This is a genomic window from Alteromonas sp. MmMcT2-2 (assembly GCF_022348305.1).
Classification (GTDB): Bacteria; Pseudomonadota; Gammaproteobacteria; order Enterobacterales; family Alteromonadaceae; genus Alteromonas; species Alteromonas macleodii.
Window position 1 is genome coordinate 1 of sequence record NZ_JAKRFA010000048.1, and the last position, 23370, is coordinate 23370.

The 23370-nt window shown below is 41.7% G+C and carries 15 protein-coding genes and 4 pseudogenes; 12 read left to right on the top strand and 7 right to left on the bottom strand.

From position 1 onward, the window contains the following. Window positions 1–195: 195 nt before the first annotated feature. Window positions 196–313 (bottom strand): annotated as a pseudogene (locus MHM99_RS18180) (IS481 family transposase); the annotation flags it as partial. A gap of 812 nt (window positions 314–1125) precedes the next feature. Between MHM99_RS18180 and MHM99_RS18185 the strand changes: the two are divergent. Next, complete coding sequence (locus tag MHM99_RS18185; protein WP_187447844.1) at window positions 1126–1563, top strand: antitoxin Xre-like helix-turn-helix domain-containing protein; 438 nt, start codon at window positions 1126–1128, stop codon at window positions 1561–1563. A 523-nt stretch (window positions 1564–2086) separates the two neighbouring features. Here MHM99_RS18185 and MHM99_RS18190 read toward each other — a convergent pair. Together MHM99_RS18190 and MHM99_RS18195 are read right to left on the bottom strand one after the other, a co-directional pair. Then, window positions 2087–2752, bottom strand: a complete 666-nt coding sequence (locus MHM99_RS18190; RefSeq protein WP_187447845.1) for a hypothetical protein — start codon at window positions 2750–2752, stop codon at window positions 2087–2089. A gap of 221 nt (window positions 2753–2973) precedes the next feature. After that, entirely contained in the window at window positions 2974–3123 is a 150-nt protein-coding gene (locus MHM99_RS18195) for a hypothetical protein (RefSeq protein WP_187447846.1), read from the bottom strand. Between the two features lie 398 nt (window positions 3124–3521). Here MHM99_RS18195 and MHM99_RS21285 point away from each other — a divergent pair, with 398 nt between their 5' ends. From MHM99_RS21285 to MHM99_RS18205, 3 genes and pseudogenes are all read left to right on the top strand, one after another. Continuing rightward, complete coding sequence (locus MHM99_RS21285) at window positions 3522–3656, top strand: hypothetical protein (RefSeq protein WP_262385816.1); 135 nt, start codon at window positions 3522–3524, stop codon at window positions 3654–3656. A gap of 92 nt (window positions 3657–3748) precedes the next feature. Then, window positions 3749–4524 (top strand): annotated as a pseudogene (locus tag MHM99_RS18200) (IS5 family transposase). Window positions 4525–4830: 306 nt separating this feature from the next. After that, window positions 4831–5279 (top strand): annotated as a pseudogene (locus MHM99_RS18205) (transposase); the annotation flags it as partial. A 1078-nt stretch (window positions 5280–6357) separates the two neighbouring features. Here the strand turns inward: MHM99_RS18205 and MHM99_RS18210 are convergent. Both MHM99_RS18210 and MHM99_RS18215 read right to left on the bottom strand, forming a co-directional pair. Continuing rightward, entirely contained in the window at window positions 6358–7239 is an 882-nt protein-coding gene (locus MHM99_RS18210; protein ID WP_187447576.1) for a hypothetical protein, read from the bottom strand. Window positions 7240–7625: 386 nt separating this feature from the next. Beyond that, entirely contained in the window at window positions 7626–9092 is a 1467-nt protein-coding gene (locus MHM99_RS18215) for a hypothetical protein (RefSeq protein ID WP_187447577.1), read from the bottom strand. A 536-nt stretch (window positions 9093–9628) separates the two neighbouring features. Here MHM99_RS18215 and MHM99_RS18220 point away from each other — a divergent pair. The 3 genes from MHM99_RS18220 (at window position 9629) to MHM99_RS18230 (ending at window position 12429) form a co-directional block, all read left to right on the top strand. Continuing rightward, on the top strand, window positions 9629–10552 hold the full coding sequence (locus tag MHM99_RS18220) for a ParA family protein (protein WP_239220263.1): 924 nt from the start codon (window positions 9629–9631) through the stop codon (window positions 10550–10552). After that, window positions 10552–11679 (top strand): ParB/RepB/Spo0J family partition protein, encoded by a 1128-nt coding sequence (locus MHM99_RS18225; protein ID WP_187447579.1) that lies wholly within the window; start codon window positions 10552–10554, stop codon window positions 11677–11679. Before MHM99_RS18220 ends, MHM99_RS18225 begins: the two co-directional genes overlap by 1 nt. A 504-nt stretch (window positions 11680–12183) precedes the next feature. Next, window positions 12184–12429 carry a hypothetical protein gene (locus tag MHM99_RS18230; RefSeq protein ID WP_187447580.1) on the top strand — a complete coding sequence of 82 codons (246 nt, stop codon included), beginning with the start codon at window positions 12184–12186 and terminating at the stop codon, window positions 12427–12429. A 274-nt stretch (window positions 12430–12703) separates the two neighbouring features. Here MHM99_RS18230 and MHM99_RS18235 read toward each other — a convergent pair whose 3' ends face one another. After that, window positions 12704–12880 (bottom strand): hypothetical protein, encoded by a 177-nt coding sequence (locus MHM99_RS18235; RefSeq protein ID WP_202942884.1) that lies wholly within the window; start codon window positions 12878–12880, stop codon window positions 12704–12706. Window positions 12881–13177: 297 nt separating this feature from the next. Here MHM99_RS18235 and MHM99_RS18240 point away from each other — a divergent pair, with 297 nt between their 5' ends. From MHM99_RS18240 to MHM99_RS18250, 3 genes are all read left to right on the top strand, one after another. Further along, window positions 13178–14983 carry a PAS domain S-box protein gene (locus tag MHM99_RS18240; protein ID WP_269752036.1) on the top strand — a complete coding sequence of 602 codons (1806 nt, stop codon included), beginning with the start codon at window positions 13178–13180 and terminating at the stop codon, window positions 14981–14983. Then, window positions 14961–16103 (top strand): bifunctional diguanylate cyclase/phosphodiesterase, encoded by a 1143-nt coding sequence (locus MHM99_RS18245; protein WP_269752035.1) that lies wholly within the window; start codon window positions 14961–14963, stop codon window positions 16101–16103. Before MHM99_RS18240 ends, MHM99_RS18245 begins: the two co-directional genes overlap by 23 nt. Before the next feature lie 221 nt (window positions 16104–16324). After that, complete coding sequence (locus MHM99_RS18250) at window positions 16325–18028, top strand: sensor domain-containing diguanylate cyclase (RefSeq protein WP_239220264.1); 1704 nt, start codon at window positions 16325–16327, stop codon at window positions 18026–18028. Between the two features lie 323 nt (window positions 18029–18351). On the opposite strand, the pseudogene MHM99_RS18255 reads toward MHM99_RS18250, so the two are convergent. Further along, window positions 18352–18539: pseudogene (locus MHM99_RS18255) on the bottom strand (transposase); the annotation flags it as partial. Between the two features lie 337 nt (window positions 18540–18876). Here MHM99_RS18255 and MHM99_RS18260 point away from each other — a divergent pair. Both MHM99_RS18260 and MHM99_RS18265 read left to right on the top strand, forming a co-directional pair. Continuing rightward, entirely contained in the window at window positions 18877–20415 is a 1539-nt protein-coding gene (locus tag MHM99_RS18260; protein ID WP_202942882.1) for a PAS domain-containing methyl-accepting chemotaxis protein, read from the top strand. A gap of 50 nt (window positions 20416–20465) precedes the next feature. After that, window positions 20466–23018, top strand: a complete 2553-nt coding sequence (locus tag MHM99_RS18265; protein WP_239220265.1) for an EAL domain-containing protein — start codon at window positions 20466–20468, stop codon at window positions 23016–23018. The last annotated feature ends 352 nt before the right edge of the window (window positions 23019–23370 follow it).

The window sequence follows — 23370 nt, forward strand, 5'->3', positions numbered from 1 at the left end:
GAAAAGTGAGTGTGCCACGGAAACAGAAACGTGCGCATGGTAGCACTGATTATTTGGAAAAGGTGTTAGCGGCGGGTTTGGTAGCGTTGAACGATATTTGATCGTTCATGCTCTCACCGTGCACTTTCAACTGTACTTTCAACTGTACTAGCTCAGAATTGATGCTTACTCGTTTTTTTAGGCGCCGCTGTAAGATTAGATTTGAGCTAGATTCTTCTCAGCCAAGCCCGTTTCCCATCGATTAATGTTTCCAGTGGTGTTCTGCTACAGCACATTTTGCCTTGCTGAGTCCTTTCATTGTTTTACTAATCCATCTACACTGTCTCATTAAAGGGGAAGCGGACAAATGCACAACAAGTAACTGTTCATTATCGGTAGCGGGAAAAAAGTCAGTCAATTCATCAGACGAAAACTACCATACCCCAAGGGGGCTTCTAAGGTGATCGATTGTTATCGGCATGGTAATTTCAAGAAAAAATACTTTGAGGAGGGACAAGCCATTAATAAGATTCAGTTTATCGGCACTATCTTTATTATATTAACATTATTAGTGGTAGGTATTGGCTTTTATTGGATTGCACGTCGACATGATAAATAGATCCTGTTGCAAAAGGCTACTTGACAAGAAAGTTAGAAAACAGCTGACATACCAAAACATCCCATACTGAATTTTTGCTCCTCCAAAAAAGGATAACTAACCATCACATAAGGATGCCACCGCATGATAATGCGGTCGATTATTGCCTCTAACGTCTAGAACAGCTTGAGTACATGAAGGTATATCAGTATGGAATTTCACGATACTCCGAATGCCTCTCCCGACTATATTGATTGAAAGAGTGGCCTTTCGGATGTTCAGTTGCCATACTTCGTGACAGTTCTGCTATTCCCAAAGACATGGGATAGGCAATAAATAAAATTCACAAATGTAACCCTTAAACACCAGAAAGACAGCAGGTTTATAAAGCGGTGTACGTCCCGATGTAGAACTTCAGATTGTATACTGAGTATATAAGTTAGGGAAAAATAGGTTAATATAGGCCCATTCAACAAATGCGAATACTCGCCGTCAGCTGGACTTTTGAATCACATTTTTTGCTGTAACACGTATTGTGGGAGTGCATCATGTTAACGTACACGCGCGACAGAGGGAAAAAGCAGACTATATGGGATATCATTGACATCCCCCAGAGAGGTCGCCAGCTTCAAGAGGCCATAGCAAGAGGTTTACCCTATTCCACCTTTTTGCGCATCGCACGTTACGCTGAAATGACCAATGCAGAATTGGTTGGGTTACTCGGGATTTCAGTATCCACGCTACGTCGTCGTGCAAATGCTGGAAAGTTGAGTGTTATTGAAAGCGAAAAAGTAGTTCGCCTCATTCAAGTGATTAATGCAGGGATAACGCTTTTTGATGGCAGTAAAGAGAAAGCGCTGTCATGGCTTAAGTCTCCCTCTCGTGGATTGAATGGCATTCAGCCTATCACGATGATATCGACATACGCGGGGACAAACGAGGTTATGGCGTTGATTGGTCGTCTAGAGCATGGTGTGTATTGTTAATTAGAACGCGCTATAATGTCTAGTAGCGAAAGACAGCACAAGGCTAGTACGACATTGTTATATTCGCTGAATTTTGACCAACTTAGAAGAAAAATTGCCTTTACTAGAACGGCAGAGCATCGATTGAAACAGTGTTTAAAGGTGTATCATGGCAAGAGTGTCGAGAGTTCCATTGAGCTTCATTTTATCAAGCAAAAACCCACGGCCTGAAGACAAGGCTCGATTGGATAAGTTTATGAGTACGTTTAGAGAACGTTCAAAAGAAAAGATTGCGAGAAAATTTCCTCACCTTCCCGAAGTCGAAATTGACTAGATTTTTACAGGTTCTCGTTTTCGGTTTTGTTTTAGATTTAGTCTTAGTTGATGCTCAGTGAGCGCTTAGTTGAGTAACTCACTGAAGGCGACACCGCTTTTTGTGCTCAACATTGTTCGATGTGTGTGGGCATCTCATCATAAGTGGCTTTATCAAGTTTACATGCCCCCCTCTCTGCCAGCATTTTACCTTATCAACGAGTTTTTAAATTTATTGCGTAAACTGCTCTGATTGTTCATATCGGGTAATGGCACAGCTTAGTGCATCTATAAGCAATAGGTTGTTATCGTAGTCCTGTAACAAAATTTCCATAATGTCTAAAGCTTTTTGGTGCTCTTCTTCGTTATTTATAATACTTAATATTGGAAATTCACTTTGAAGTCGCTGCCCCATTTCTCGCAATCTTAAGAGAGCATTGCTACGTTTTTGCATAGTCTCTGCCGAATTTTCGTCGTCAGAGATTACATCAAATATATTCTTATATTGAAGAACCTCATCTCCTGTTTGTTGCTCATGCTCAATGACTTGTTTACTTCGTGCAGTGTCATCAGCTACTTCATCAATAAGTTCTTCTTCGCCTGTTGGCCAGTGAAAATCGTTTGGGCTAAGAAGCTCCTCTAGCGTGTACTTATTTGTGATTATTTCACGTTTTTCACACCAATCTCTCGCTATCACATCAAAAAATTCTGCAGGAATTTTCACCGACACCTGAGAGTCTAATATTTCAACTGGTAACGGCATGGAATGCGAAACAACAATATCTATTTGGGCACTACTCTCGGGGGGTAGTGCTTCACTATTGCCAGACTCATTATTATCTATCTGATAGAGGCTCAATGCGGTGGAGGCCTGTGATATCAAACTTTTCTTGCTCATACTCTTGTCCTGAAATTATCAGCTTCGCTACATTAATGGTTAGGCTCTGAGCTTAAATATATGCTCACACCTCAATATTAACTCAGCGGCTTATTCTGCTTTTGGCGATAATGATTAAACTAACCCGGGCGGCTAGCGCCGAACTATTAACCAATGGAGCAAATATTGATACTAATATGAAATCGAAAACTTTCACACGAAAATTCCTACGATAAGTAGGTTTAGCCAACTATCTTGACCGGGTCTCTATAAATATTCGACAAGACAATAGCTATGCCGAGCTTAGAGCGATTTTGGTTGCGCTGTTCAATCCACTTATCTTCCACCAGCGAGCCTGTGTCAAAAGTCTCAGTGTCTTGCTGTGTTAGCATATCTAGTAGTTCAGCGGTTCGAAGATAGACTGTGACACTAACCCACGTCGCTTTTTTCTTGTTGCTGACCTTGGTTACCTTTGTACTTCTTTGTTGTTACGAGTGATAGATTGGAAACCAAGTCACTTTACGGAAATGTGTTCACTTCAATTGAGCCGATATTTGCTCTTTACTCTCACATTAAAAAAACCTTGTGACATAGTGTGTATTTCCTCAAATTGAATTAAGGTGTTCAATTTTTTCTCGAAAAATGCCTTAATCATGCCCTATACTCGTATGATAGCTGCTGATTGCTTTGGGTCTATAGTACGGCTTCGTTGTTAATCCATGACTGTGAGCAGCATGGTTAAAACTAGGAAGCCTGCTAACATTTGTGTTTGTTAAATGTGAGGAACGCGATGTATCAAATTATTGTGTACGGAACGATTGGTATGCTGGTGACGCTAGCCTGTGCAGCCATCTTCATTGACTGGGATAAAATAGGTCACAAATACTTTCCAGAAACCTTTAAGGCGCCAGAGGATAATTCCTGAGAGCCGCTCAATATCAAGTGCCCTAGGGAGGATGCGAATAAGTCCCCAATGTGAGATCATAGCTGCATAGTAAATTGCAGTCATTACCGTCCATGAGCCAACAGTTAACTTTTGCCGATAGTGAGTTTTCCAGCAAGCGCCGCCAGACCCGCAAAGAAATTTTCTTATCCCGGATGGATAATTTGCTGCCGTGGTCTCAACTGCTGGAAGTGATTGAACCCTTTTATCCTAAAGCAGGCAATGGCAGACGTCCGTATGCGCTTGAGACCATGTTTCGCATTCGACCGCACCACCATTATGAATTTCCGGCACTTGCTGGAAAAGCACAAACTCACTCGAAAGTTATTCAAAACGGTCAACCAATGGCTGTCGGACTGCGGTGTGATGATGGCGCAGAGTACACTGGTGGATGCGACGATTATTGAAGCTCCCAGCTCCACTAAAAACAAAAAGAATGAACGTGACCCAGAGACGCATCAGACTAAGAAAGGCAATGAATGGCACTTCGGTATGAAAGCCCATATTGGTGTGGATGCCAAGAGCGGTCTCCACCATACATTGGTAACCACCGCCGCCTACGAACATGACCTGAATCAGATGAAGAACCTGTTGCGTGGCGATGAGAAATTCATCTCTGGCGATGCTGGTTATCAAGGCGCAGAAAAACGCCATCAACATCGAATATTTAAAAGCCAGCATTCGGGCGAAAGTAGAACACCCGTTCCGGATCATCAAATGTCAGTTCGGCTTTATCAAAGCACGCTATAAAGGGCTGACAAAAAATGACTCACAGTTAGCCATGCTATTCACCTTGGCGAACCTGTTTAAAGTAGACCAGATGTTACGACGACAGCCAAGATCTGTCTGAAATCCGGGAATAGTCCGGAATTAGGTCGAAATCCGGCCTAAAACGGCAGTATATTGACCAAAATTGAGAATTTAGCGTTCAAAAATTAGACGGCGAATGCAAAGGCTAGTTCAAGAACTAAATTGCAGGACTTATTCGCAGTTTCCTTTGAGCCTTTCAGCATATTCTAACTAACTATCGTAAAGTCGATATCGGTCCAGTGTGATTATTATCACCACAAATGAGATTTGTAGAAAATTTATCAAAACAACTGAGGTTTCATATCACATAAATGAGACGATTTATCAAACTTCATGAGAATCCACACTGTGTGTCGTACACATGGTGCGTTACCCACTTAAGTTCGAGTCATGGAAGAATTACAAAGTTGTCACCGCAGATTTAAAGCGCGTATATCGCTCAGCAACAGAAGATGAGGCACTGCTAGAGCTGGAACGGTTTGCTGAAACATGAGACGGCCAGTATCCACAAATCGCTAAGTCATGGCGGACGCACTGGCACAACCCCAACACCTTATTTAATTATCCAAAGGACACCGCAGGCCAATTTACAACACTAATGCCTTTGAATCTCTTAACGACGTTATCCGTAAAGCTATCAAGAAGCGGAAAAGCTTCCCCAGCGGGGATTCAGCAAGGTAAATGGTGTACTTAGTAATAAAAGACGCCAGTAAGAAATGGTCGATGCCAATACAAAACTGGCGTCAGGCTCTTTCTCTATATTGCATTACCGCGATCCCTTTTTTATTCGTCTGAAAACTGGATTTATTCACAAAAACCGTATAATACCTTCGCGTGGGTATGCGGTTTGCCGTTTTGGGCATAAATAGGTTTATATCGGCGCCGAAAACGGCATATCGCCAGTAAAAACTAGTTGCAATTAGCATGACTGCTCTATGCATCTGCCACAGTGGGATTACCTATGAGCTTGTATCATTCGGTAACGGGAAACTATCTAGCGATAATGATACTTGTTTTTTGATACCGTTCTTTCATCAGATCGAGTAAGTAATTAGCCTGTCTTGTGCTCAGTTTTTCCATTCCCCATTCGTTTAGGATGAGTAGCTTATTCTTGGCGAGTTGGGCAAGCTTTTTTTGGTAACTGCTATAGGCGTGGCCGATATTCATTTTATCAAGGAGTTGACCAAGTCGGTAACATCGCACTGTATGATGCTGCTCACAGGCTCACCTGGCTAATACGCAAGCAAGGTTGGTTTTACCGCACCCCGTTGCACTACTGACGATAATGTTATGGGCGTGATGTAAGTATTGGACGCTGTCTCGATGGCTTAATCCTACTTCAAATTTGAGGATCGGAACGTCTTTAATATTTCTCATATCTGTTCTATTTCTCGCCATGGCTGCTCGTTCCTTCAATCAAATGATTAAGTTAAGCTTACTAATTGGTTTGGTGAGAAAAAGAAGGAGATCTCGGAATGGTCCGGAACGTCTCTACAACCTTATTAAAGTCTCAGTCAAATAAAAAAATAGTTTGTGGGTGGGTTAATCCCCCCTACCCTTTTCTTTCTTTTTCTATCTTATTCTAATGTGGTTAGTTTTGGCACGTTCTGAATGTGGTTGGAATTTTAAGCATATCTGTGGAGCATTTCGATTATGGATGGAGCTAGTTCTATCCATCTGCGTATGGATGGCACCACTTATGTTTAGCGCGGGTTCCATAGCTTTTGCTTGTCTCTTATTTTCATTATTTTATCGTGTATGGTTAAAAACTTGAGCGTTCGCTTTGTTGAATTGTATAAATTGCAGACTAATCTGAATTTTAGGCACGAGAAAACTCCAGAACAGTGTCTGGATTCCAAATAGTTGTTTTTTGTCAGTGGTTTTGTGCTTTTTTCATTGCTGCAAGGTAGGACGCGTGTTCCGCTGGCGTAGCATGCTTACCCGGCCTATTTAGTCCCATTGGCTTATTTATTGAATTGCGAGTAACACCAACAGTTTTTTGTCTCACGTCAAAAAGTCGAGATTTTAGCTGCTTGTATCCTTCCCTGACCCGCTCAGCTAATCTAACTTGTAAAAAAGCGATTCGTTTGCCCTCTAGCTTGAGAGTTACTAGCCCGAGTTCGACAAGTGTATTCACTACCCGCCTTACGGTATTCCTTGACCACTGCATCATTGCTGATAAGTAAGGTACGCTTAGTGACAAGGTCGATTTATCAAATTTGTCTCTGAATTTGATCTTATTGTGAAGGTACCCATGCAAAACTATCGTTTTATGAAGGTGCCGAGATTGATTGCGCTTCCACTTTTCCCCTTTTTTAGAGGCTTGCAGCGCGTTAACATAAACTTTGAAAAATACATTTTTCAAATCTGGCTTTTTATGTTTACTACTTTTCCTTAGAAAATTTAAGATTTCTGACAATTCAGATGAGAATTCCTGAGCATACTTATGAGTACCAAGTACTAAATAATGTGATATGTCGTCAAAGTAGTTATAACGAAGAGCCTTATTTTTGTCGTCAGGTTTTTCAGCACGTGCTAAAAAGTTCTTCTCGACAAGCTTATCTATTGTTGACCTTATTGTGTTCGCGGAGTATCCAAGATTGTTACAAAGACTTGCTGTACTACGTTTAAATACTTGTCCCTTTTGTTTATCACAAGCAAAATAAGTAACAAAAGAGAAAACATATGATTCTGTTTCGTTGAGGTGTTCAAAAAGTCCCGTGCTCATGAACACAAATTCTGTGTTTTTTCTCATGTTTTTACCAACAAATCGAGTTATTGTTGATAAAAAACGCCCTAACAGTTGACGTGATCGATCAATCCGCTAGAATTGGATGTGTAACTCGTTCCAAAAAGTTACATCCTAAGACCCGTGCAGTGCGCCAACACTTCACGGGTTTTGTCTTTTCAGCGCTTCTTATCTTCCCAAATAATTTATGTTGCTCTTCAGTGAGCAAATTAAAGATTCAATATAAGTAAGAGAATGTCTTTAACAGATGTAATCTTTATATGAAAGGTAATAGAGATCAAGTTGGATCGTGATCTAATTTAGATCTTTTTAAAGATTCGATCCGAGCCATAATCTATTGATTTTCCTTGCTGTAGATTCGATCCAAGGATTTTTTAACATCAAATTATAAGTTACCGCTGACTATTGAAGTGGCTCAAAATATGTAATGCAGACATATCTCGTCTAAAAGCTATAACTGATGACCCATGCTCTGGTGAATAACCAATATTTATCAGGTAACCTTGTACCGTGGCCCGACCGTATTCGACTACCAATTCACCTTTTCTTGGCTCAGACAAATGACATGTCTCTATGATTCGAACGATCTTGTCTTTGACAGCGTTATGAATTTTAGCTTTATATTCGGGATCTACATTCGTAAGTACCATGTTTGAAAACTTACGCTTAAATTCACTTAGACTGGTCGAAGGAGCTACTGATTCACGAAGCTCGTTCCATGTATACATCTGCTGCGCCTGACGTCCAGTAATGAGATGTTCCCTCGCCCATAGACCAAACAAAATTTCAATTTCATTCTTTGTTGCGAAAATATCACTGTCAATCAACAACATTTCGTTAAGAGATTTTTCAGCGCGCACGGCAGCTATAATATTTTTCACTGTCGAGCGCGGAAACTGAATAACTGCTGCTTTTTTTTCTATCTCTCTTTCATCTTCATAGGTAACAAGAGCCTCAAGTCTGAAAAGCTTGTAATACATTTCAATATCTTTAATTGTACTGTGGTCTTGTCCATATAAATCGCGCATATCAAATGTAGTTGCTGATATTCGCTGCAACGATTGGATAGCATTATTCATATAACCACCAGCTGATGCATCTGAAAGCGGAATATCCTTCGCCATTGATATAAGAGGCTCTAGTGGTAATGTGAATGTTTCTCCAATAGTATCGGCCTGTTCAACTCGTTCAGAAATATGATTGATAAGCCAGGTAATAGCGCCTGCGTAGTAGCTCATATCAGGTAAATAGATAAGCCTTCCCTCTTCTGCTCGGGCGGTGATGGAGATTGGTTTTACTCTACCGTCTACTTTTAGTTTAACGTTGATAGTACCTGCTTTATCTTTACGATTGGTTCGCATCGCTTTGACTAGATATCTAACAATTTGTAGCTCAAGAAATCGTGTTTTATCGTCATATCGGTCAATATCTATGGTTTCAACGGTATTAGATGACACCAATTGATAATTATCTCTCTCCGGTATTGATGAATGGTCTGCAGCTGCTACAGCTTGCCCTTTAGGTATCGCTAATGTAAAAAGCTTTCCTCTACGACGTCGTATTGGATCAGTTGTAATAAATTCACTTTTTATAAGATTAGCTTTTTCAAGAGTGACGAGATGATGTCGAATATTTGATACTTTTCGATTTATACGTTCGGCGATATATTGGATACTTGCAATGCGTTCGTCGATATCCTGTAGAGCTATAAAGACGTCAGAAATCACAGCAATCGTAATTGGTGAAATAGATAATGCTCCACATAAACGAAGGTACAGTTTCAAATCGAGTGATTCAGGAGCGTCAACCAGAGGCGCTTTAAATCCATATTTTTCTGACAAGTCAAAAAGCTCTCGCACTATAATTTCCCCCGTTGTTATAGATTACAGTTATTTCGTAGATTCGATCCTGAGGTTACCCAACTATCTTTATCAAGTCCATTTTAAAGGTTGAATTCAGTAGTATGTTCAAAAGAAGTAAAACCTTTACTAGGTTCAGGTGAACCTGATAGGAGTTAACACCTCGCAAGAGCTTGCCCGTAAAAGCTTTTAGGGAATTTCTTATTAATAAATCAAATACCGAATTTATTAGGTTTATTGACATTAAAGTCTTGGTTTTCTTTGATGATGTTTCAATAATAGGTACAAACTTTTAATCTTCTCTTAGCTTGCGGGATAAGCTTATCTACTTAACATTTTCTTTATTGGGTTCATGTGAACCTAATAGGCATCAACACCTCTCAACACACTGCCAGTAAAGACTTTCAGTTAGCTATCAATAATTGAACGAAATAAACTACACAGCTTTTCTGAATGGATTAATAAAAGATTCGATCCGAGACATTGAAAGATTAGCATGTCAGACTGATGTTATGTGCTGATACAAGGTTGAGATTATGAATACAGACGAAATGTACAACGGACTGCGGGTGCTCTCTAGTTACCATAGAAAAGGAGGCGTTGGAAAAACGTTTCTTGCATCAACAATTGCATATCTGTTAGCAACCGGCGGCCCAGGCGGAAAGGGGATAAAGCGTCGTGTTTTTGTGCTGGATTACGATTCACAGCAAGATTCGTCCAAAGCATTCTTAAAAATGGATGCTATACCAGGCGATGATGAATACGCTGCTCCGCTACACCCAGAATTTGAAGAGATTAATGATCCAGAATGGAGTGGCCGAAATACTTCCACTGATATCTTGTTTGATTCACCAGTATATGAATATCCAACTGCTTTCGAAAACATCAAAGTGTTACCGTCTGAAGGTAATGTTGACCGTGTACTAGCTCTGACACCGCAAGCGGATAGACTGGTTTCAAAAATTTCGACACATATGCGCGATTGGTTTTCAATTCCAGAACTGGCGGAAGATTACGACATCGTTATTGTTGACAACCCGCCAAGTAAGTCACCGGTTAGCGCTGGTATGTTGGGAGCCGCTACTCATGTGATAATTCCGACTGAACCTGAATACGACTCTATAGATGGTGTACCTATGCTGCTTAATCGAGTAGACCGTATCAACGAAGACCGACAAAAATCACCACTGAAGATAGTCGGTGTTGTTCCAAATAAAGTTCCAAGCAAATCGCGTCTTACACAGAAAGATGAAGTGGCACTTGCGAAACTTTACGACAAAACTGGTCCTACCGGAGAATATATGACGCGCTTTTGGCTTCAGCAACGTAATTGCTATCGCGTTATGGAACGCCCATCTGTTGATGAGTCACATTTTAATTACGTGCATAATCATCACGCGCAAAAAGAAATGCAGAAGCTTTATGAACTGATTGAAGGCAGCTTATGGGGGAATGAATAATGAACAGCCCTAAAAAGGCGAGACGTAGAACAGTCGGAAAAGTTAATACTCAAGAAGACTTAATAAGTCAATTTGAGTCAGGGGAGGGCGTATCTAAAAAATCTCAACAGATGTTGGATGACCTCAAAGCTCGGGACAAATCCAAAGAAAGCGAAGTACATGACGATCCTATCTTTAAGACATCCTCTGAATTAGATAGGGTGCTGGTAGATTATATACAACCACAGTCAGATAATTCACGATATTTACCCGTTACCTTTGCACAGAAATCAGATGATGAGTCTATCGCAGCTTTGGATAATTGTGTTGTCTGTGAAAAGGGAATTCTTGAGAATCGATTATCAAAAGACAACCCTCGTTATGACGCGGTTAATTTAGAAATAGAAGAAATTAAAAATCTAGCTGAAACGCTAAAGCACAGTGAACTAGTTCATCCGATTTCTGTGTGGAGAAAGAATATGACTGACTATCCTATTGTAGCTGGTCATAGACGTTTCTATGCAATTCGTTTCCTTTATGGTGGTTTGATAAAGGTTAAAGTTAAAATCTATGCTGAAAAGCCACGAAACCTTAGTGTGCTTCGTCACATTGAGAATTTTTCTCGCTCTGATCTAACTCCACCCGATGCGTTAAACAGTTATGCAAAAGCTGTTCGCGAATTAGAAAGTTTGGAAGGGGCAAAAATGCAGACTGAACGCTTATCGTTAGTGACATCTTATTTGGGAATTAGTCGCACTTCATATTTCCGTTATGACAAGCTTTATGAGCATTTTGATATTGTTTATAAACTTCTTGAAAACAAGGTAGTAACAAGTCTTGTTGCGCTTTATGAAGAGATTAAGAAAGCAGAAAAATATAATGATGCAGAGCTTTACCTCAATAGGTTGGCAGACCTCGGAAAGTTTAAAAAATATATTCCTTCTGACGTATCTAAGAAGCCGGGAAGGGCGAAGCAATACATTACAATGCCAAAAGTGAAAGTGACAGAAACTTCAGCAATTCGTCGATTATTAACAGAGGATGTTACAAAGCTCGATGTTGGAATTGACTGGGAAAATGTTAACTTTGACGATGCAGTTGCATTAGAAAAGGTATTAAAATCTTTGTTAGTATCATTATCAAAATAACATATCAAAGTTCAAGTGAACCTTTATACCTTATTGGCTATGCAGGCCAGTTTTTACCTGGCTTGCAGATATTTTTAATTTAAAAATTAAATGAAGAAAGAATTAAAGATTTTATGTAATTTCCGAATTCGATCCGGTAATTACCCCTCCTATTTTTACACAATTTCAACCTTTAATTTCTGTCAACAGAAGCAACGGCTGGTTGACGGTTGAGAGTTTAGTGCCAACGGTATTTATTTACGCGTCAAAATAAGCGAATGATTACTCATGCTGCTTTTAGTCCATTCCGAGGATTAAAGCATTTTGTATTCAACTAGAATGCCAAAAAGGAAGAGTGAAACACTGATTTCTCTATGTATAAAAACATATCTGTCGAACAATAATAGTGTCTATTTTCTTTACATTCGTTTTAAATTAGTTACGCCCTGTTTGCTGCAGCACGCAATATATAAGGCAAGGTATATATTTTGCTAATGTTTCACTGCTCAAGAAAAGGAAAACAGCATGAAGCATATTCTTACCACCTTATTACTGTTATTTATCAGTAAGACAGCGTTTGCCGACATCATAAAATATGAGTATTTACTCAACTATACTGGCTATGAATACTACGGCGTAAATTATCTCGATGAGTCACAGATTGCCTCTGAACTTGATGAACTGAATACCAACCCGATTGAAGTCTCATTTACCTATGATGACACACTTGCTTATTACTCCAACTGGCTGTTGATTTTGAAAGCAGCCTAGTTTCTAGAACCGTCACGCCATCACAATCCAATATTTCTGTTCCAGAACCACAAACGGTTATTATCCTCGCGATGGGGGCCATGCTTTTATTATTAAGGCGCCGTTATTAATAACTAATTTAACTAGGGCGTTCCTCTGTTAACCAAAGAGGGCAACGCCCTGCAAACGTCACCAGATTTCACGTACGCGCGCCTATTTTTCCACCGCAATCACACGAATTTTCTACTCCACGATAAAGAAGCAAAACACCGAATACAACGATACCAATCAATAATTACAGACCACCTTCAAACCGGTATTCCAAAGAAAGGCGTCCCTCATCCACCACCGAGGTGCCCCTCTTGCTCAACTCGCGCGCGCCTTCGGCTGGTCGGGCAGGGCGGGTTTCAAGGTTGATGCTTTTACCTTTTAATCGGTAATATTTTATTGCCTCAGGACGGTTAATGCTCATATGCTATCAATAATCGAGATTTAGATGGGAGCAATTACGAACAACCCCTGAGACTATGATTTTGTTTTTAAAAAAACCGAGCGAATCACAAATGCGTGCGAAGCAAACAAATCTGCGTTCTATGCTGTCATGAAGGTGAAGGCCGCGCTCGCATCAATTAATTTGTCTGAGGTGAAATTTTCAGTGCGCCATTGAAACATGCCGTCGTATTCTTCATCAAAGTTCGTCAATTAATGGTTATGATGACAAATGGCTATTTACGGTTTACATTCATAAGTCGTATATACGGAGATGCGCATGAATTCACCAGATTTCCCTGCTGACGAAGCTTCAAGATTACTTGCGTTAAAGCGCACTGCGTTACTCGACTCACCACCGGAAGAACGGTTCGATCGAATTACTCGGTTAGCTGCGTCTGTATTTAATGTTGACATCTGCTTGGTTTCCCTTGTCGATAGCGACAGGCAATGGTTCAAATCAAAAGTGGGTATTGATGATTGCCAGACAAGCCGTTCAATATCGTTCTGCGGGCACGCGATATTACAAAATGACGTATTGATAGTACAAAATGCTACCAAGGATGCGCGTTTCTCTGACAACCCCTTAGTACTACAAAAGCCAAATATTCGTTTTTATGCGGGTGCGCCACTGCGTGAACCTGGCGGGCAGCCCATAGGCACCTTATGCCTTATCGACCCTGAGGAGCGAGAATTTTCACAACGAGAAAAGCAGCAATTACGCGGGTTTGCTGATTTGGTTGAACATGAAATAGCTAAAATCGATATTGAACATCTCGAGCAGCGCCTTATGACGAGCAATCTGCGTACGGCCTCAATTATTGAATCGTTACCGGATATGGTCTTTGTTATTGACACACACCATCGGTTTACGCTGTGTAATGAACATCCTGATTTGCTCAAGCCAAAAGATGAGGTTTTGGGGCAAAAGCTCTTCGATGTATTACCTTTCGAATTGGCTAACCAAATGAATCGTTACGTTGAAAAGGCGTTTAATAGTAATACGTTACTTCAACATCAGTATACCCTCAATAAACTGAAGCAATCTTTCGAAGCAAGGTATCAAAAGTTAAATAACAGTGAAGTGCTAGTGATTGTGCGCAATATTACGAATGAGAAGCACAAAGATGACATTATCAGCGATAACCAGCACTTACTTGATGCGGTTATTGATACCAATAATATAGGGGTATGGCGTTTAAATTTACAAGATGACCAACTCATTGTTAATGAGAAATGGGCAACCTTACTCGGCTATGAGTTATCTGAGCTCATGCCCATAAACAGGCAAACATGGGAGTGCCTGACCCATCCAGACGACTTGGTTTATGCCGCACAGCAAATTGATGAATACGCACTGGGTTTAACATCGCATTACGATGTCAATATTCGAATGAAACACAAAAACGGCCAGTGGAAATGGATAAACACGAGAGGAAAAGTGGCGTCAAATTCACAAAATGGTGACGTTGAATGGTTATTAGGTACGCACTTTAGTATCGATGAGCAGCTGCAAGCAGAAAGTCAGCTCAAAGAGACATCGTCTAAAATGAGCGCTGTAGTAGACAACTTACTTGACGGCATCATCACCATTGATTCAAGCGGCATAATGCTGACTGCTAATCAGGCTGCGCAAAGCATTTTTGGGTACTCACATCGCGAGCTTATTGGTCAAAATGTCAATATGCTGATGGGCTCGCCGCATCGCGAACACCATGATACGTATTTAGCAAACTACCTTAGTCGCGGTATCAGTAATATTACGGGACAAATTCGCGAGCTGGACGCACAGCGAAAAGATGGGTCAGCATTCCCTGTTGAACTGGGCGTTGTTGAAGTATCCCTTGATGATGACATTAACTTCATCGGCATAGTGCGTGACATATCAGAACGCAAGAAGCGCGAAGACAAAATACACCAGCTCGCTTTTTACGATCCCCTAACATCCCTTCCAAATCGTCGCTTGTTGTTAGACCGTTTGTATCAAGCACAATCCAATTGCAGCCGCACAGGCGCCCATGCAGCATTACTGTTTCTCGATTTAGATAACTTTAAGGATTTTAATGATAGCGCCGGGCATGATTAAAGGCGACTTATTGTTGTGCCAAGTTGCAGAGAGACTGGTGCAGGCTACCAGGCATGGGGACACGGTTGCGAGGCTGGGCGGCGATGAATTTGTTATCCTCATGACAGAGTTAAGTAATACTGAAGAGGTCGCTGCGGTACAAAGTGAAACGCTCGCTGTAAAACTGTTGACAAAAGTTAGTCAGCTCTACGATATCGAGGCCATTTCGTATCAGTGTTCAGCGAGTATCGGCATTACTATTTTCAATCGAAGCGCCGACGTCGTTGGCGATTTATTAAAACAAGCCGATATGGCGATGTATAAGGCCAAAGCGACAGGGCGAAATCGCGTATGTTTTTTTAACCCGAAAATGCAGGCTGATGTAAACACAAAAGCGGAAATTATTCAGGAGTTATACACCGCAATTTCAAACGAGCAATTTGAACTGTATTATCAAAAGCAGGTTGACGACCACGGCCATGCCATTGGCGCAGAGGTGTTGCTGCGCTGGCGTCACCCCATGAAGGGAATGATTTCGCCTGCGCAATTTATTCCCGTCGCAGAAGATACCGGCCTTATCGTTCCAATAGGGCAATGGGTTCTGCAGCAAGCGTGCCAAATGCTAGCCAGCTGGGCAAAGGCGTCTGCTACAGAAGCACTTACCATTGCCGTTAATATCAGTGCTATCCAGTTTAATAAAAACAATTTCGTGCAGACAGTGCTTGATGCGCTTCACAAAACTGGCGCGAATCCTCGTCGCCTAAAATTAGAGTTGACGGAGAGCATGTTGGTCAGCGACATAGCTGATATCAAAACTAAAATGTCTGCACTGCAGCAACACGGTGTGATGTTTTCTATAGATGATTTTGGGACTGGTTATTCATCGTTATTTTATTTAAAGCAACTACCGCTAAATCAATTAAAAATAGACCAGGCCTTTGTGCGAGATATCTTGGTTGATGACAATGACAGAGCTATTGCACAATCAGTGATAACACTCTCGCAATCATTGAAGTTAGAGGTTATCGCTGAAGGTGTTGAAACACAGGCGCAGCGCGCACTGTTACAGAGTATGGGCTGTAGTGCTTATCAAGGATACTTGTTTGGAAAGCCGTGCAGCATCGACGAATTAGAAATTTAATACCAATTAAGCCTACGCAAGGTATTAAAAGGATTCGGTTAAAAAATAGCATCCGACAGGTCTGCGTACCTGTGGCGAATGTATTTAGATTGCATATATGGCGTTGGGTGAGGTTGATGATAGATGTTTTGCCGCTCGAGCTTTGCGGCCCTAATGGATTTGGTGCTTCCAAAGGGCATCTTTTTATTCTAAATACAAAAAAAAGACAGCGGTGAAAGAAAGTGGAAGAAAAAAACAAACTAAACGAATTGCACATGGAGGTTGCGCGTTTACGACAGATAATTGATGGAACAAACATTGGTACATGGGAATGGAATGTGCAAACCGGTGAGACGCGCTTTAATGAGCGCTGGGCGCAGATTATCGGCTATACATTAGACGAGATTTCTCCAACCAACATAGACACATGGCTTAACTTTGCCCATCCCGATGATTTAGCTGAGTCGGAGCGCTTGCTGAATGCGCATTTTGACGGACACACTCCCTTTTATCACTGTGAAATTAGAATGAAACACAGAGATGGCACCTGGGTTTGGGTAAGGGACCATGGCAGGGTGGTGACTCGCAACCCTGAAGGCTTGCCCGAGTGGATAGTGGGCTCGCATATCGACATTACGCAAGAAAAACGGGAGCACATTGCTGCACAACGCTTAAATAAAATAGCGAGTTCTGTACCCGGTGTAATCTATGAGTTTGAAATGGACGATGATGGGCAAATGGCCTTCCCTTATGCCAGTCCCGGAATTGTCGATATTTACGGCGTTACGCCGGAAGAGGCAATGGAGCAGGTTGATGACGTGTTTGCAGCAATACACCCAGCCGATGTGGAATATGTTGAAAAGAGTATATTGCAGTCAGCACAAAATCTAGAGCCTTGGGTCGCGGACTATCGTGTTGAGTTACATGGCCAAACTCGCTGGGTCTCTGGCTATGCTACGCCGGAACGCCTCAAAAATAAAACGCGATGGTATGGGCTAATCGTAGATTCGACAGACGCAAAAAAGGTGTCGCTCAAATTAGAAGAAAGTCAGCGTAGGCTTAAACAAGCACAAACGCTCGCGCAGCTTGGTCACTGGGAGGCAAATACTGAAACAGGCGATTTATTTTGGTCTCCACAGATTTTTGAGATTCTTGGGTTTGAGCCCGATAGTTTTCAGCCTTCGACCAAGGCATTTTATGATGCCGTTCATCCAGATGATAGAAAGAGAGTGCAGGCGAGTGAAGAGCAAGCAAAGTTAACAGGCATACAAGATGTAGAGCATAGAATTGTTCGACCTGATGGCACAATACGCTGGGTACATGAGTATGCTCATGTTGTTCCGCAGCGTGACAATGCTGATAGCTCGGTGTTAATTGGCACGGTGCAAGATATTACAGAGCGAAAAGCGCTAGAAATAAGATTGATAGAACAGTCTAACACCGACGCCCTCACACAAATTTTTAATCGCCGCTATGCTATGGCCTTCTTGGAAAAGCGGTTCAATGTCAATCATGGCCTTTTGAATGACAATGAAGAATGCGCGGTTATTAGCTTTGATATTGATCATTTTAAGAAAGTTAATGACACATACGGTCATGCCGTAGGCGACAGAACGTTAAGGCTTATTGCACAAACAGTGAAAGAAGTGCTTCGTTCAGATGACGTGTTCGCCAGAATGGGCGGCGAGGAGTTCATGATAATTCTACCGGGGACAACCCTCAGCGAAGGCTACTGTTTAGCCGAACGTGTTCGGGAGTTGGTTGAATATACCGCCATTTCGACCCGCTCGGGCGTCACTCATATTACAGTAACGCTGGCGGTTGCTTCTTATTCAATGAGCGATTCGTCCGTCGAGGGTTTCTATGTACGACTTGATGATGGCTTGTATAAAGGGAAAAGAGAAGGGAGAAATCGAGTGGTATTAGTGGACAATGAAGAAGCTTAAAGTGTATAGCCCATCATAGCCGACCGCATTGAGAAATTTTCGTTCACTTCTTCGATAACGCCGGTGACAAAAAATCGAATCATCACCATGGATTTATCTTAAGAGCGTTGAACGTTAGACAATTTTGTTTCCGCTTGCCTCGCTGCTGTCACATCATTTGCAATTTTAAATATTTTCCGTATGTTTCCACCATTGCTGACAGGATCGCATATCGCCTCAAGCAAAACTTCATTTCTCTGTTTGTTGATACGGGAAAATGTTAGGGAAGATGATTCACCGATTCCTAGGTCGTGTTGATTTTTGTTGTTCATGTTCTCATCAACCCACATCGGTAACCACATAAGCGCAAAGCCAATGCCAAAACACTGCGGTAGTTTCTGGCTAACTTATCATATCGGGTCGCTACGACTCGATACTTCTTGATTTTCAACATTGCATTCTCGACTAAATGACGATAGCGATACATCGCACAATCAATATCATTGTTGCCTGTTTTACTGTTCCCTTTCCTGCTTTTTTTCTTGGCATAACGCCGTATCCGCATATTTAATGAGATCGTCAAGAAGGTGTCCACGCTGACAAATAATAATGCAGCATACATACTTTCGAGAGCTGGAAAATTGCAATCAATATGATGCCAGCCGATACAAGCGGGAAAATAGCATTCCGTGTAAACAAAAACGTGCACATCGCATCACAGACTATCTGAAACGGGTATTAACAGTTAGTTTGGCTGCACTAAGTGAAAATTGAGCACTCGTGCTTCCTCAAGTCAAGAGTTAGCTTTAATTTAACGTTTTCAATATACTTTGAAATATTTAGTGTTTTTAATTTTCTCGGGGTCAATTATGTCTCGCCGTAATCAAGCTATCATCGATGAAGAAGTGACCTTTTCTGATGAGGAAGAGTTAGTTTCAGTCACTGATAAGCGAGGGGTCATCAAATATGTTAACAGTGAATTTTGTCGAGTTGCTGGTTTTACCAGCGATGAACTTATTGGCAAAAACCATAACATAGTCCGTCATCCAGATATGCCAAAAGCAGCATTTGCTGACATGTGGTCAAAGTTACAAGCAGGAAAGTCGTGGCGTGGTGCAGTAAAGAACAGGTGCAAAGATGGAAGATATTATTGGGTTGATGCGTTTGTTACACCTGTTTTTGAATCAGGTGAACTGGCTGGATTTCAGTCGGTAAGGACGACACTTTCCCTTTCAGTTAAAACGCGCGCGGAATCACTTTACGCTCGCCTAAACAGTGGCGAACGTATTAAAGAACCCATGTGGTCTTCTCATCAGTTTCGGCTATGTGGTTTTATACTGTTGTCATTGATTGCTTTGCTTTTGTCTTTTAAATCACCGTATTTTGCCCTTCTTTTCCCTATTGCGACATTCTTTTGTTTTTATGCCGAGCTCATCAGAATACCAAGCATACTCAAAAAGATGTGTAATGAAAACGATAGCGTTTCCAGGCATGTTTACAGTGGCTCATCGCTTATTGATGTCATACATTTTAGGGAGTTGTTACATCAAGGTCGAGCGCAAACGATTCTGGGCAGAGCCAGTGATGGCGCAAAAATGCTATTAGAGAGTGCGGTGACTTTAACGCGTGCCTCTTCAGAAACGCAAAAGGGCGTAGAGCGGCAAACTCGAGAGCTTCATCAGTTGGCTGCGGCAATTGAAGAAATGTCTACGACTATTCGCGATGTGGCATCAAATACTGCCAGTACATCAGAGCGTGTTGATGCTGTACATGCGGAGTGCAGCAAAGCAACAGACTCAATGAAAAATACTATGGATGCCGTTACGGTTTTATCAGATGAGGTCTCTGTGTCTGCTCAGGCGTCAAAGGTATTAGCTGATGAAGCAGAAAAAATTGGCAGCGTGACGAAAGAAATTCAAGGTATTGCAGATCAAACGAATTTATTAGCCTTAAATGCAGCTATTGAGGCTGCCAGAGCGGGAGAGCATGGTAGAGGATTTTCTGTTGTTGCAGAGGAAGTGCGAGCGCTATCAACGCGCACCCACGATGCCACAGAACAAATCCATCATTCCATGGCAGGTATTAGGGAAACGTTACTTGCGTGGGCTGGAAAAATGCAACAGGGTAAGCAAGCGGCAGAGCAGTGTTTGTTAGACACTCAGGGAACCGTCAATATTATCAATAAGGTTTATGATGACGTCGCTACAATAGCAGACTATGCAACACAAATTTCAACTGCAGCCGAAGAGCAAAGTGTGGTAGCAGAAGAAATTAGTAGAAATGTTGTTAACGTTAATCACGAAGCGGACAATAACCTAGTGTTAGCTAGCAATGTGTCGGAACAATCGGACCAAATTACAAAACGCTCAGAGTCACTGGCTTCTTTACCACTCTCGTTCCGAGAATAGCGGTGTATCTTCAGTCCTATTGGTGGAGAGTGTTTTAGCTAGGGATATTAATGTTTAAATATAAAATAAAATATGACAGCGATGCATTCACGGTATTGGTTTCCGATGAGGCAGTTTATCTTCAGGAAAAACTTGATACTCTGCTAAATATACTAGGTGCTGAAGCCCTATTTATTGGTGTAGTTGGCAACCATAAGATCTCGACATTATTAATGGCTAGTTCTCGTGCCATTGAGCAAACAATTACATTTACCATAAATAATTCACATAACGACACAGCTGAAAGGGAAGCAAAAGATCCGAACCATATTCATTCTTCATCAATAATCTGCACTAACTTGCCTAACGAGATAGAGGTGAGTATGAATGCGCCCATTGCCAATGAAAACGCTGCTACTGTAGGTATGCTTATAGGGTGCTTTGCAGCTTCAGCCGATGTTGAGCCACTGAAAAAAAAGCTATTTGAAACCGTTGCAGAGCAATTGAGTGCTTACCTTCAAAAGTGCTTCGTAAATAAACAAACGACGGCACAGCTAGGACTGTTAAACGACATTCAATCTATCGCAAAGATTGGGGCATGGGAGTTTCACTATCACGCCAAAGACGTATTTTGGTCTGATGAAATTTACCGTATTTACGGAGTGTCAAAAAATCAATCACTCACGCCCAATGAAGCCATGGGCTTTTATGCGCCTCAATCGCAAGAAAAAATAAAGCGCGCATTTCACGACCTTACAACAAATCTTGAGGCTTATGATTTAGAGCTTGCTTTTACCGACGCCGGTGGCAATGCGAAGTGGGTGCGAACCACCGGAAACTCTGAGGTAGACCAACAGGGCAAACTGGTGCGGGTTTATGGCACATTTGAAGATGTAACAGAAGCAAGGCTGATATCTGCTCGCCTTAAGGAGCATTCCGAAACTCTCGAAAATATTTTGAATAACTTGAACGATGCAGTTATCACTATTAACTGCGAAGGCCAAATACGGCAGTGCAATGAGGTAGCAGTTAGGTTGTTCGGCTATGATAAGAATGAGCTAATAGGCGCGAATGTTGCCATGTTAATGCCACAGCCTTATGCCATGAAGCACGATAGTTACATGCAACACTACAAAGCAACGGGTGAGGCTAAGATTATAGGTGTAGGTCGGCAGCTCCCGGCTAGAAGAAAAAATGGCGACGTCTTTCAAATGGAGTTATCGCTAACTGAGTCGGTGGAAAAGGGAGAGAAACAATACATTGGGCTGGTAAGAGATATCACCGAGAGGCTTGAAGCTCAAGATGCCATCTATAATTTAGCATTTACAGACAATGTTACACAGCTTAGGAACAGTCAATGGTTTGAGCGTGAAGCGAAGGAACTAATGTTTGAAGCGATGCGAAAAAATCATTGCATTTATGCGGTGCTGCTCGACGTAGACAAGATGGCATCGTTCAATCAGCGCTTCGGCTTTAATGCGGGAGATAAGGCATTGAAGCAAATTGCCGACAAGCTGCAAACGGTTATTGGTAACGAGTACGCTATTTTCAAGTTTGATGCCGATGCTTTCATTATTTTATCCCGTCGCACCGCTTGTAAATCAGATACAAGTGCGTTTGGCGCTCATTTGTTGGAAAGTGCACTGCTAAACGCTAAAAATTATAAAATACAAATAGGCGACGCGCGCCACACACTCTCATGTTCAGCGGGAAGTGCTATATTTGACCCCAGTGAACATTCCTTTGAAACTATGCTAATCGTTTTAGAGCACGCATTACGAAATGCAAAGAAATCTGCGCCTTTTGGGCTTTGCCATCTGGCTAAAGACGGCATAAGAGAGTATGACAAATTTGTAGCACTACAAGAAAAAGTACACTCGGTGGTGAAAAACGGCGAGCTAGGTTTAGCGTTTCAACCTCAATTCAATGTTAGCGGAAATGTAGTGGCGTTTGAGGCGCTAGTTCGGTGGCACTCGCCAGACTTCGGTTGGGTAAGTCCCGCTGACTTTATTCCCATTGCCGAGGAAAATGGTGCTATTTATGTTATTGGTGAATGGGTGGTGTCGAGAGCATGTGACGCGCTAAACGAGTTAATCACTATGGGTATTCAAACTACGGTTGCTATCAATATCAGCGCGATGCAAATTGTTATACCCGAATTTTCCCTGTTTTTAATTCGAACACTAAAAGAAAAAAATATCCCTCCTCAGCTTCTTTTACTTGAGCTTACAGAAACAGCGCTCGTATCTGATATGACGCTAGTTCGCAATACTATGCATGAATTGGCAGAGCTTGGATTTCGGTTTTCTATTGATGATTTTGGTACCGGTTATTCGAGTCTTGCTTATCTCAAAGAATTACCTATTGCAGAATTGAAGGTTGATAAATACTTTGTCGATGACATAGACGATGACTCAGACAAGGCAGAGTTTGTGATTGTGGACGCCATTATTAATATTGCCAAGGCCCTAGGCGTACAATGCGTGGCAGAAGGTGTTGAAAATGAAGTGCAACGAAATTATCTATCTCGGATTGGTTGCGATATCTTCCAAGGGTATCACTTCTCCAAACCGCTATTAGATGAAGAGTGGAGGCGGTTTATTCGCTCAGCGCATTTTAGCTAAATTGTCTTCCGTTGCTAGTGGAGTTGAGCTTACTTACTAATATTGAGCGAATGGATAAGTGCGGTTAGCTTTTCTTAGGTAAAAGGCTTAGTGGTGATGTTATCGATACTGGCACTTTTGTTTCTCTGCATGAAAAGTGCAGGGAGCTAGGCTGCCAACCAGCCCAGATTTCACGTACAAGCGCCTACTTTTTCTACTGCTACCACGGTTACTGACTATCCTCAAAGAATAACCAACCCAGTCGGAATAAAACATTTAGCTTATATTACAGACCACCTTCAAACAGGTATTCCAAAGAAAGGCGTCCCTCATCCACCCCCGAGGTGCCCCTCTTGCTCAACTCGCGCGCGCC

Coding starts and splice junctions, on each gene's coding strand:
- MHM99_RS18245 (WP_269752035.1), top strand. CDS start 14,961: ATGATAGCGCCGGGCATGATTAAAGGCGACTTATTGTTGTGCCAAGTT.
- MHM99_RS18185 (WP_187447844.1), top strand. CDS start 1,126: ATGTTAACGTACACGCGCGACAGAGGGAAAAAGCAGACTATATGGGAT.
- MHM99_RS18235 (WP_202942884.1), bottom strand. CDS start 12,880: ATGAGCATTAACCGTCCTGAGGCAATAAAATATTACCGATTAAAAGGT.
- MHM99_RS18195 (WP_187447846.1), bottom strand. CDS start 3,123: ATGCTAACACAGCAAGACACTGAGACTTTTGACACAGGCTCGCTGGTG.
- MHM99_RS18190 (WP_187447845.1), bottom strand. CDS start 2,752: ATGAGCAAGAAAAGTTTGATATCACAGGCCTCCACCGCATTGAGCCTC.
- MHM99_RS18225 (WP_187447579.1), top strand. CDS start 10,552: ATGAACAGCCCTAAAAAGGCGAGACGTAGAACAGTCGGAAAAGTTAAT.
- MHM99_RS18265 (WP_239220265.1), top strand. CDS start 20,466: ATGTTTAAATATAAAATAAAATATGACAGCGATGCATTCACGGTATTG.
- MHM99_RS18230 (WP_187447580.1), top strand. CDS start 12,184: ATGAAGCATATTCTTACCACCTTATTACTGTTATTTATCAGTAAGACA.
- MHM99_RS18240 (WP_269752036.1), top strand. CDS start 13,178: ATGAATTCACCAGATTTCCCTGCTGACGAAGCTTCAAGATTACTTGCG.
- MHM99_RS21285 (WP_262385816.1), top strand. CDS start 3,522: ATGTATCAAATTATTGTGTACGGAACGATTGGTATGCTGGTGACGCTA.
- MHM99_RS18220 (WP_239220263.1), top strand. CDS start 9,629: ATGAATACAGACGAAATGTACAACGGACTGCGGGTGCTCTCTAGTTAC.
- MHM99_RS18260 (WP_202942882.1), top strand. CDS start 18,877: ATGTCTCGCCGTAATCAAGCTATCATCGATGAAGAAGTGACCTTTTCT.
- MHM99_RS18210 (WP_187447576.1), bottom strand. CDS start 7,239: ATGAGAAAAAACACAGAATTTGTGTTCATGAGCACGGGACTTTTTGAA.